We start from the raw sequence: 10660 nt of genomic DNA on the forward strand, positions 1-10660 counted from the left end.
AAAGCCGTGGTAAAAACCAATGAGGATTGTCAACGGGTACAGCGCAGCCGGGGGGGATTTAACGGCGCTGCCGGTTTATGCGAACGGGGAGGGACATTCATCAATTTCATCTGTTTCTGGCAAGTTGTTGGTGTTTATTGGGTTAGTTCCTCCACAACACGCGAGTGAGAATAAGGAGGTCTTGTCGCGGATTAGTAAACGCGGCAATGTGATGTTAAGGACGTTAAGGTAAAACCTGAGGTTGATGAGGCTAATTCATGCGGTGGCTCGGTGAAGCCGCATATACGTTCTTTTCGTCAAAACTGATTGTTGACAACAACCCTGGGGCCATATACGTATAGACCAAAGCAGAATACGGGAAAATAATGATCTCGTCTATCATCCCCGTATTTCGCCTCATAATATGGGCTACTTCTTCTACGTAGAGAGCCCCCCTTAGAAAAATTTATTTGACAGGGTACTAGTGAAAACGGACGTTTTTTACAGTAAAATTGTACCTCAAATTAACAATTTCTTAGAAAATATCTACTAAAACAATGTGTTATCCAAAATTAAGTTTAATCTCCTTTATTGTTCTCCTTTTGCTGGCAACGGAAAGCATAACCGACCCTGCAACACTTGTTTCTCCGGTCCCTAAAGGCTATCTCACGTGTCCAGAGATCAATAAACTGCAAAAAGATCCCAACAAGATGATTTGGTCGGCGAAGCATGGCTGGAAGAGTTATTTACCTTCCTTTGCCAGTTATTTGAATAAATTTCTCGGGGCTCAATGGCAGGGCGTTAATGTAGGTAATATTACTTGTCTTTATCAATCCGATGAAAAAATGACATTTCCAGTGAGCTTGGAATACAATTTGCTAGTCTATATGCCCGTTGGCGGAAAGTAGAGCAAAAATTTGGGTAGCTATATGAATTGCGCATCACGCGACCAAAAACAGTTTATTTTTAAACCTCAAATTCAAGCCAAAGCTGCTAACCTTTATCAGGAAGTCGCTCGGCTAAAACGCATCACTCAACAAGAAATTGGATTTTAATAGGCTTTTTGAGAAATTAAGGGAGGGTTGCCGGTATGCGCCGCGCCTTTAAATTTTTATTCGTCACTCTCGCCGCTTTTCTTTATGTCATCCTTTCGGTCATAACGGCTCTTTTTGCGATTACTTTTGGTGGTTTGGCAAAATTAATGCCTATAAAATCATGGCATCGAGCTGTGATGAAAATGGCGCTTCAAGTTCCTGTAATTTGGGCCAGTATTTCAAATCAATTTTTGAAATTACCGTCCAACCATGAGTGGAAGGTCGAAGGAAAAGCCCCGCTGGACACCAACCATTGGTATATGCTAATCAGCAATCACCAAAGTTGGCTGGATATATTGGTGCTAGGTTATGTATTTAACCGCAAAACCCCGGTAATCAAATTCTTTATGAAACAAGAATTATTATGGGAGCTCCCGATATTAGGCCTAAGCTGTTGGTTATTGGATTACCCCTTTATTCAACGCTATTCTCGAAAAAAAATTCGAAAGCGATCTCATTTGAAGTACACGGATATTCATACCTCCCAAAAGGCGTGTAAAAAATTTAAAGAGTTCTCAACGACGGTGGTCAATTTTGTGGAAGGCACTCGGTTTACTCCCGAAAAACACCAACGTCAACATTCCCCTTATCTACATCTACTCAAACCTAAAGCCGGCGGCACCGCCATTGTGATAAAAGAACTCCAAGAAAAGTTGAGCGGAATTTTGAATGTTACTCTCTACTATTCTCGTCCACTCTCATTTTGGAATTATTTTCAAAGGGGGGGCTTCAAAATAAGCGTCCATTACGAATTATTGCCGTTGACTCCCGATTTGATTGGTGACTATTACGAAGACCGAGAATTTCGCCGTCATTTCCAACGCTGGTTAAATGCCGTATGGCAACAAAAAGATTTACTCCTTGACGAATTAAGCTCGAATGATCAAAAAACGTAGTATTTTAATTGTCACGCGAAAAAGTCTGCTAGCATTATGGCAGGCTGAATTCATAAAACAACAATTTGAAAATATACACCCTCATCTGACCTGTCAAATCTTGGGGTGCAGCACTCAAGGCGATCGTTTTACCACGGAAAAATTAGTCGACAGCGGCGCCAAGGACCTTTTTGTTAAAGATTTGCAAAAAGCGTTGCTAAATCGCGATGCTGATATTAGCATACATTCTATAAAAGATATGTCGGCTTGTGACGGTCCTGAATTAATGATCGGCGCTTTTATTCGTCGCGAAGATCCACGCGACGCTTTAATTAGTAAAAGGTGAATTATCCACTTTACCTCCCCACGCCGTTATCGGAACGTCAAGTCCACGCCGCCAATGTCAATTGAAAAAAATTCAGCCGGGTTTCAAAATTAAAGAAATTCGAGGCAATGTCGGTACGTTATTAGCTAAGCTCGACGCTGGGCATTACGACGCTATCGTTTTAGCGGCCGCAGGCTTAAAACGTTTAGGCTTAGAAAAACCGAATCCATTATTATTTTGATCCTCACGAATTTATACCCGCCATCGGACAAGGCGCAATTGGTGTTGAATGTCGTTCTGATGATCATGAAATGCAAACGCTCCTAAAGTCATTGGACCATCGGGGAACTCGACTTTGCGTGACTGCGGAACGCGCTGTTAATGAGAAACTCGGCGGCGATTGCTTTACACCCATTGCAGCGCATGCCATCATTAAAAAATGATCAACTTTTTCTGTTTGCGATGCTCGGAAAAATAGACGGTCGCGTTATAATCCGCGCGACGGAGATTGGAAATTCAGAGGAAGCCAAAATAATAGGTTTTAAAGTAGCGTCGCAATTATTAGAACAGGGCGGCGATTCTCTACTGCGTGAGTTAAAAAATAATGTTAAATGCAGCCCGTATCTGTGTTGTGGTTATCGGCAAAACGCTCGAGGAATTTTTATTTCAGCTTGAAGCGGCGCAAACCGCGGTGGATTTTGTCGAGTTACGCATCGATTATCTCGAACAAATAAACCCGCAGTGGGTGCAAATTATTAAAAATCATACCCACAAGAAAGCTATCCTTTGCTGTCGGGCACGAGCGGACGGCGGGAATTTTCTAGGAACGTCCGAAGCCCAACAGGAAATCTTACAAGCGGGAAATGATCTTGGTTTTGATTATCTTGATATCGATCTCCCCGTTGCAAATAAAATCAGCATTTACGAAAAAAAAGCAAAAATTATTATTTCCTACCACAATTTTCTTCATACGCCCCCGATAACTGAACTTAACTCTCTTTTAGAGAATATGCGATTATTTAATCCGGATGTTTTTAAATTTGCAACGAAGTCTGAGCAATGTGAAGATGTTAAGACTTTATTTAAGCTACTTATCAATAAAAAAATTAATGAAAATATGATTGTGCTCGAAATTGGCGAACAAGGAAAAATAATCTGTTCACTTTCGCCTCTATTAGGAGGGTATTTAACCTTTTCATCGATAAACGATGTCATTTCTGCTCCAGGCCAAATTGATTTTAAAACCATGCAAAATTTTTATCAATGCTTTTACAAAATTTTATCATCGCTCAAGGGAGAAGATTAAGGGGGGGTTAATGTACAAACTTACTTTTTATGTTCCCGAAACTCATTTAGAAAACGTAAAAAATGCGTTATTTGCCAAAGGCGCGGGTAAAGTGGGTAAGTATGATTGCTGTGCTTGGCAAACTTTAGGGGGGGGGCAATATCGTCCCTTAAGCGGCAGCCAGCCTCATTTGGGTTCTGAAGGTCAAATTGAAACAGTAAAAGAATATTTAGTAGAAATGGTCTGCGATGATGAGTATTTAAAAACAGTGCTGGAAGAACTACTCCAAGTGCACCCTTACGAAACCCCAGCTTATGCAGCTTGGAAAATCGAGCACCATGGAAAATAAATCCTTAAAAAATAAAACCATTATGATTACTCGCCCTGAAGGGCAGGGAGAATTATTAAAAAAAGCTATTGAACGTAGGGGTGGCACCGTTATTTTATTTCCAACCCTCATTGTAAAACCAATTAATAAATGCAACTATTCGCCCTTCGAATCCGCAAGTTTTCCACCTTCCTGCGAAAGTGGGAGTCCGGATGATAAAATGACTAAGGCTGGATTTCTGAATTCAAGCGACATCCTCATTTTTCTAAGTGCAAATGCTGTAAAACACTCTCCTATTTTAAATTTTTAAAGCATAACAAAAATTAGTTGCTATTGGCGCAGGGACCGCCACGGCTTTATTTCAACGTGGCCTTTCTGTTGATGCCATTCCCGAACATTTCAGTAGTAAAGGCCTTTTAGATTTGCCTTTACTCCATCAAGCGACTAGAAAAACGATTGCTATTTTTTGCGGGGAAAACTCTCGCCCTTATTTAGAAAACGAACTTATCCATCGCGGTGCAAACGTATTCTCCATTATTACTTACCGCCGAGAAAGACCTGTCGTCAATAAAAAAATGATTGCCGCACTCACTCCACACGATTCATACAATTGTCTCTACTAGCGTCGAAAGCCTCCAAAATCTTCGCTCATTATTCAAATCACACCAGCACTGGTTACAATCTATCCCGCTCGTTGTTATTAGCAAAAGAATGGAAAACTTATCAAAATCTCAAGGGTTTCACTCGGTGGTTCTAGCAGACAATGCTGGAGAAAAGGCTATTATAGAGGTTTTATCCACTAAATATCTGAGTTAATTTCTAATTTCTTAAGTTTCACTACTTGCACTTTGGCATTGTCGAATTGAAAATTATAAAGATAAAAAACTTTCGCATGATCATCAGTAATCATCAGTAATAAAATGGATATAAGAACCTGTTTCTAATAATGGACCGGAATAATCAGGTGTAATAAAACCAAAAGCCGTTCCGAGAATAGTATTTAAACGCTGTACTTTCTGCATTTTCTTCACTCACTTATTGGCAGGTACATCCGGAGGCGCCACTGGGAATGAGCGAGCGACAATCCTTTTGCATGTGACATGTATTTTAACCGCATACATTGCGTTTTTGTCTCCAAATTAGTTTGTAAGGTATTTTCTAATTCTGACATGGAGCGGACGCTAACATTTTTAAATATTCGAGTCGGGTGAAATTTAACCACCTCAGCAAAGGGTGTCTTTGTACTTTTCGGAAGTTCTCATGCGTTTCCATTTTTATCCGCAACAAAGACTTTGCCCTCCGCGATGATTAGCTCACCTGTGAGAGCCGTTGGCAGCGCCTAAACCCCAATCGCCATGTTGCAATACAGTATCAAAATCATTTGTACCGTTATATTTTGCTTGTATAAATTATATAAAATTCCAGCCTGAAAAATGGTCGGTAGAGAACGGGTCAACGTATTAATTCGGTATATGACGTAATTTGTCGTAACGAAAATATTATTTTGGCAGCTGATTAAATTTACCGCTCCATTAACGATGGAAATTACATTAATTAAGCTTCCAAGTGCCGAATAATGCTGAACTTCATTATCGGTAGTCATATACAAATCACCTTGAGTACCCGTAATAAAACCATCGGGGATACCCGAGAAATGCGCGCAAAATGGTTGATCTAATCGATTTTCTCTGACGTTTTTAAATAAGCAGAAAAAATATCGTGAGCTGAACGAGGATTATAAGGGTTTTTTCCATCAATTGCTCCCGTATCGCCAATATACAATATTGTTTCATTCGCTGATAAGGCCAACCCATACGGCATAGCAAACTGGGGGGGATAATCTTTGCAACTTATTTAATTTCAGGTCAAAAACATAAATTGCATTGGGCAGCTGGGGCTTCCGTTTAAAGCCTTGGTTATACCCATAATTGGGATTGCTAAAATAAATAATTCCTGGTTTAGCTTAAATCACTTTATTGGGCGAATTAAACGGCGCACCTTAATAAGAATTAACAAAAAATTTCCTTTGATTGTTGATTAAATCAATTTTGTTAATACCCCCGGTGTTGGTTTCGTTCCCTGCTCGACAACTAATAACGACTTGCCATCGTTCGCAAGTCACATACCGCTAGCCATATTTGTTTTTTGGGAAGATATGTATTTTGTTAGACTTTAAATCGAGGTAATTTATGGATGTTCCTATTCTCTTCTTAAAATCTGGGACGGTGCTAAAATACAGTCTACTTTGAAATGGTACGCAAACTGGTCCTTCGTGAGGCATTCGCTTGCGCAACTTTAGTTAATGAAGAAAGCGTTTTAGCATCAGCAGCATGGGCAACAAAGGTAAAAGTGCTCCCCATAACTAATGATAAAGTTTTAACGCGCCTTAATGCACCCATCGAAGACAACTCTCCATTCCTGGGTTCTGAGAAATATAGTTAGTATACATTTAGCGATTTCACCGTTCAGCCTACTGGTCTAGGCCAAGCTTCTGGTTTTTGTCTTAAATATGTCGCTGGTAAACGGGAAGTAGTGTGTTCATATAAATCAAGTTCTCATCATCCAAACGGGAGGGTTATCATAGACTCAACGGTAACGTATTGTATTTACAATAACAAGGAAAAATCAGAGACGGGAATGGTTGCGGCTAAACGTCCATAAGGTCTGTCTTTCCCGCGAAGAACAATGAAGGTACAATGATTTAAATCAACTTTTTTAAAAGAGAAAGCCGTGCCTGAAATGTCTTCGCTCCAACAGCCTCCTACAAAAACTAAATCAATGCCTATACAAGCTATCACCTTCTTGTTGGGCATTACTGGTTTTATTTTAGCTCTCGGCGGCATTGCCTTTGGTGTCGCGATTTGGCACCGACTTAATAGTTCTCAATTGGAACAATCGTTAGGTCGATTTCAAGGTGATTTACAAAAATCCCAAGCGGAGTTACAAATGGCCATTGCGACTAACCGAAAAAATATTGCTCAGTTAACCCATGAGGTGACCCATCCGTCGGCAAAACAAACGGTTGCAGAAATAGCCTATTTAGTTCAATTGGCTCATCTTCATTTAACAATCAAAAATAATACCCTGGTGGCTATTCAAATATTAAAAATGCTTCAACAGCAATTACAGTCGGTTTCCTCTGATACTTTAACTCCATTAAAACAAGCGGTTGATCAAGATATTATAGCACTGTCAGCCGTTCCGCAAATTGATCTTATTAAGCTTTTTGAGCGATTAGATCATTTAAAAACTGAAATTGCGGCTTTATCCATGCAGCCTCATCGGAGCGCCCCTGAACCACCGACGATATCCACGCTCGAATCAAAAACGTGGTGGGAAAAAATCAAGCACAGTTTTAGTAAACCTCTAAGCAACCTCTTCGTTATTCGTCGGGTGGATCATCCTACCTCCCCTTTAACTGAGCCGGATCAAACTTTATTTTTAAAGGAAAATTTGCAATTGCAATTAGTTCAAGCACAATGGGCGCTGCTTAATGGGGAGCCTGAGGCTTACCAAAGTAGTCTGAATAGAGCCGTTCAATGGCTATCTAACTACGATCATAATCAACCCGAAGCGGATAATATTATCAAGAAAATTCAAGCTCTTGCCGTTATCAATATTAAGCCGCAAACCCATCAACTCCAATCATGGTCTATCGTAAAAACTTTACTGACCCAAGATGTCGGGGGCTAATCTCATGCGATATTTGATCATCCTCTTTATCCTCTTGACATTACCCATCTTGCTTGGCTTGGAAATGACTCGCGATACTGGCTATTTATTAATTATCTATCGGCATTGGAGTATCGAAACTACTTTGTGGGCGGCCATTGTTTCGCTTCTTATCCTTTTTATTCTTTTTTATATTATTTTTCGACTTCTCGGGCGTGCTACTCGCATCTCAAAAAACATCCATAATTGGCGGAAGATGAAACAATATCGTCGTGCTTGTCAACTCACCACCGCAGGACTTTGTGAACTTGCGGAAGGCCGATGGCCCTCAGCCGAACAAAAGCTCGTGAAAGGAGCTAAGAGTACTAAGAGTCCTCTGGTTAATTATTTAGCGGCTGCCCAAGCAGCTAATGCCCAACAATCCTACGAACGACGCGATAATTATTTACGCCTGGCTCATACCAAAGCAAAAGGTTCTGACATTGCTGTTGATTTCACTCAGGCAAGGTTACAAATTAGTAAAAATCAATGGGAACAAGCACTGGCGACCTTGGAGCGGTTAAATCGCACGAACCCTAATCACGCGTGCACCTTGCAGTTATTAAAGCAAGTTTATATTCATTTACAAAATTGGGAGAAATTACGTCATCTCCTTCCTCATTTACGCAAACAAAGAGTGGAGTCCGTTGAAGTGCTCGATGTTTTTGAAAAAACTATTTACGTAAATTTACTAAAGGCCGCGGACCGCAAAGGTAAACAAGCCTTAATTGAGATGTGGAATTCTTTCCCTCACCGTTCAACTCAATCAATAGAACTGATTGATGTTTATACGCGTTCGCTCATTAAATATGATGAGCCGGATAAGGTTATTCCCTTAATTGAATCTGCGCTTAAAAAACAGTGGAACTCCCATTTAATATCTACTTACGGGTTAGCACGGGGCGAAAAGAAAACCGATCAATTGACCACTGCTGAAACGTGGTTAAAGAAATATCCTAAAGAACCCGAATTATTTCTCTGCCTCGGACGTTTAAGCCGGCAGGAAAAATTTTTAGGGAAAGCGCGCGACTATTTACAAACCAGTATCAAATTAATGCCCTCGTCTGCTGCTTACCGAGAATTAGGACGGGTTTATGAAGAACAAGGTCAAAAAGATTCTGCTTTGGATTGTTACCGAAAGGCTTTAAATTTAGCAACTATTTAATTATGAAGCGAACTTTGCTGCGTTATTTTATTTTTTTCCTCTTTACACTGATTATTAAAGCAGCATATGCAAATCCAAGTATTCGATGGAAAATGTTAGCCTCCGGAATGGCTTATACCATGGTTACTCCCAGTTTTTCCACATTGACCCGTTCAGATCTTTTTACTCGCCTATATGCTTGGAAAATTAATCTCCGTCAGTACCATTTTAATATAGTAACTTCAAAAAGCTTACAACAAACGGCTCTGTATGCTGCTCAAGCTGCTAAAATAAAAAATACCGTCTTAGCAATAAATGGCGGTTTCTTTACACCCGATTTGGAACCACTTGGCTTACGTATTAGCAATAATAAAGCTTTATCCTCTTTAAAGAGGATAAGATGGTGGGGAATTTTTATGATTAAAAATAACCGTGCGGCCATTACAAGTCCGCAAAATTATCGCTACTCCCCTGAAATTAATTTCGCCATTCAAGCTGGTCCCAGATTAATTATAGATGGCCGAATACCTAAATTACGTGCTGGATCAGCACAACGATCCGCGCTAGGCGTCACTCCAACAGGAGATATTATTATTGCAATAACGGATAATAATTTACTACTCACCGCCACACAATTAGCGATCCTCCTGAAAAAACTGGGCTGTTCCAACGCATTAAATCTAGACGGCGGTACCTCTTCACAGTTATTCGTACACACCAATAATTTTTTACTCCAAATCCCCAGTCTGCGCCCGGTGGCTGATCTTATACTTGTTAAAATTCGATCATAGCCTTTTACAAAAACACCATTGATTACATTAAGAAAAATAGGTATAAATCTTCAGTGCCGCTATGCATAATTCTTCTCCCCTGTGGGAAAGGCTAGGAGAGGAAAAATTTGCTCCTAGACTTCAGCCAAAGCGAAGGATTTAATAGAGAACTTATATGAAAAAAGTAGTTATTTTAGTATCCGGTGGTTTAGATTCTACGACTTGTCTGGCCGTTGCTAAGAGTAAGGGTTTTGCTTGTTATGCTTTGAGCTTTGATTATGGTCAAAAGCATCTCTCTGAATTAGTGGCCGCAGAAAAGATTGCAGCGCATTTTAACGTTGTTCAATATGAGGTTGTTAAGCTTTCAATTGGAAAGCTGGGCGGCTCTGCCTTAACCAATAATTCGCTCGACGTGCCAGATTATGGCGGTAATGAATCTATTCCCATCACTTATGTGCCCGCTCGAAACACTATTTTTCTTTCGATAGCCTTAGGTTGGGCCGAGATACTCGATGCGGAATCTATTCTTATCGGCGCGAGCGCTATTGATTATTCGGGTTATCCTGACTGCCGAACGGAATATATTGCAGCGTTTCAAAATCTCGTTAGTTTAGCGACTAAACGAGGCATAGAAGGCCATCCTATTAAAATAGAGGCTCCTTTGCTTCATTTAAGTAAAGCAGAAACAATAAAACTGGGTTATTCGTTGGGTGTTGATTATTCGATGGCGATTTCTTGTTATCGAGCCAACGAAGAAGGACTCGCTTGCGGCTGTTGTGAGAGTTGCGAATTACGAAAAAAAGGATTTAAAGAGGCCAAAATTAAAGACCCAACTCGATATATTACGAAAGACTAATCTCGTAACCTAATGAAAAGTGCCCCTCCTTAAAGAGGGCGTTATAATGCGCCAACATAGAGTTTCTATTTTTAAAAAAAGGAGCAGGGCCATGAAAGATATTAAAATACTTGGTGTTGGTATTTATTGCAAAAGGGGTTTTTCAACTGTGTGGGATTGATGAGTGGGGTAAGGTGATCCACACGAGAGGGGTTAGGCGCTCAATATGTGTCCACTGTGGCAAGGCCTTAAGGTGGCTTGTGTGGTTGATAGAAGCGTGTGGAGGCGCGAACCATTGGTATCGGGTTCATGGG

Annotated in this window: 10 protein-coding genes and 6 pseudogenes; 13 read left to right on the top strand and 3 right to left on the bottom strand. The window is 40.4% G+C overall.

Annotated features, from left to right (window positions below; genetic code table 11):
• The 7 genes and pseudogenes from OWO34_RS09290 to OWO34_RS09320 form a co-directional block, all read left to right on the top strand.
• A pseudogene (locus OWO34_RS09290) lies at positions 1–226 on the top strand (transposase); the annotation flags it as partial.
• A 310-nt stretch (positions 227–536) separates the two neighbouring features.
• A pseudogene (eirA, locus tag OWO34_RS09295) lies at positions 537–1034 on the top strand (T4SS-associated protein EirA).
• 35 nt (positions 1035–1069) lie between these two features.
• A complete protein-coding gene (locus OWO34_RS09300; RefSeq protein ID WP_267257289.1) occupies positions 1070–1969 on the top strand; it encodes an acyltransferase in 900 nt (299 codons plus the stop codon).
• Positions 1953–2873 (top strand): annotated as a pseudogene (hemC, locus tag OWO34_RS09305) (hydroxymethylbilane synthase); the annotation flags it as partial. The gene OWO34_RS09300 and the pseudogene hemC, both read left to right, overlap by 17 nt.
• Positions 2874–2877: 4 nt before the next feature.
• Positions 2878–3579 (top strand): type I 3-dehydroquinate dehydratase, encoded by a 702-nt coding sequence (locus OWO34_RS09310; RefSeq protein WP_267257290.1) that lies wholly within the window; start codon positions 2878–2880, stop codon positions 3577–3579.
• Positions 3580–3589: 10 nt separating this feature from the next.
• A complete protein-coding gene (locus tag OWO34_RS09315; RefSeq protein ID WP_267257291.1) occupies positions 3590–3907 on the top strand; it encodes a CBU_2076 family Dot/Icm type IV secretion system effector in 318 nt (105 codons plus the stop codon).
• Positions 3897–4702: pseudogene (locus OWO34_RS09320) on the top strand (uroporphyrinogen-III synthase). Before OWO34_RS09315 ends, OWO34_RS09320 begins: the two are co-directional and overlap by 11 nt.
• 83 nt (positions 4703–4785) lie before the next feature.
• Here OWO34_RS09320 and OWO34_RS09325 read toward each other — a convergent pair.
• The 3 genes from OWO34_RS09325 to OWO34_RS09335 form a co-directional block, all read right to left on the bottom strand.
• Positions 4786–4908: a hypothetical protein gene (locus tag OWO34_RS09325; protein WP_267257292.1), complete on the bottom strand. Its 123-nt coding sequence runs from the start codon at positions 4906–4908 to the stop codon at positions 4786–4788.
• A gap of 317 nt (positions 4909–5225) precedes the next feature.
• Positions 5226–5489: a hypothetical protein gene (locus tag OWO34_RS09330; protein ID WP_267257293.1), complete on the bottom strand. Its 264-nt coding sequence runs from the start codon at positions 5487–5489 to the stop codon at positions 5226–5228.
• A 71-nt stretch (positions 5490–5560) separates the two neighbouring features.
• The gene (locus tag OWO34_RS09335) at positions 5561–5707 is read right to left on the bottom strand and encodes a hypothetical protein (protein ID WP_267257294.1); all 147 of its coding nucleotides are present in this window, start codon (positions 5705–5707) and stop codon (positions 5561–5563) included.
• Between the two features lie 657 nt (positions 5708–6364).
• Between OWO34_RS09335 and OWO34_RS09340 the strand changes: the two are divergent.
• The 6 genes and pseudogenes from OWO34_RS09340 to OWO34_RS09365 form a co-directional block, all read left to right on the top strand.
• Positions 6365–6537, top strand: a pseudogene (locus tag OWO34_RS09340) (hypothetical protein); the annotation flags it as partial.
• A gap of 79 nt (positions 6538–6616) precedes the next feature.
• A complete protein-coding gene (locus OWO34_RS09345; protein ID WP_267257295.1) occupies positions 6617–7579 on the top strand; it encodes a uroporphyrinogen-III C-methyltransferase in 963 nt (320 codons plus the stop codon).
• A 4-nt stretch (positions 7580–7583) separates the two neighbouring features.
• Positions 7584–8762: a heme biosynthesis protein HemY gene (locus tag OWO34_RS09350; protein ID WP_267257296.1), complete on the top strand. Its 1179-nt coding sequence runs from the start codon at positions 7584–7586 to the stop codon at positions 8760–8762.
• A 2-nt stretch (positions 8763–8764) separates the two neighbouring features.
• Positions 8765–9532 (top strand): phosphodiester glycosidase family protein, encoded by a 768-nt coding sequence (locus tag OWO34_RS09355; protein ID WP_267257297.1) that lies wholly within the window; start codon positions 8765–8767, stop codon positions 9530–9532.
• Positions 9533–9686: 154 nt separating this feature from the next.
• Positions 9687–10367 carry a 7-cyano-7-deazaguanine synthase QueC gene (gene queC / locus OWO34_RS09360; RefSeq protein WP_267257298.1) on the top strand — a complete coding sequence of 227 codons (681 nt, stop codon included), beginning with the start codon at positions 9687–9689 and terminating at the stop codon, positions 10365–10367.
• 91 nt (positions 10368–10458) lie between these two features.
• Positions 10459–10660, top strand: a pseudogene (locus tag OWO34_RS09365) (IS110 family transposase); the annotation flags it as partial.

The organism is Coxiella endosymbiont of Ornithodoros maritimus (assembly GCF_907164965.1).
Taxonomy (GTDB): domain Bacteria; phylum Pseudomonadota; class Gammaproteobacteria; order Coxiellales; family Coxiellaceae; genus Coxiella.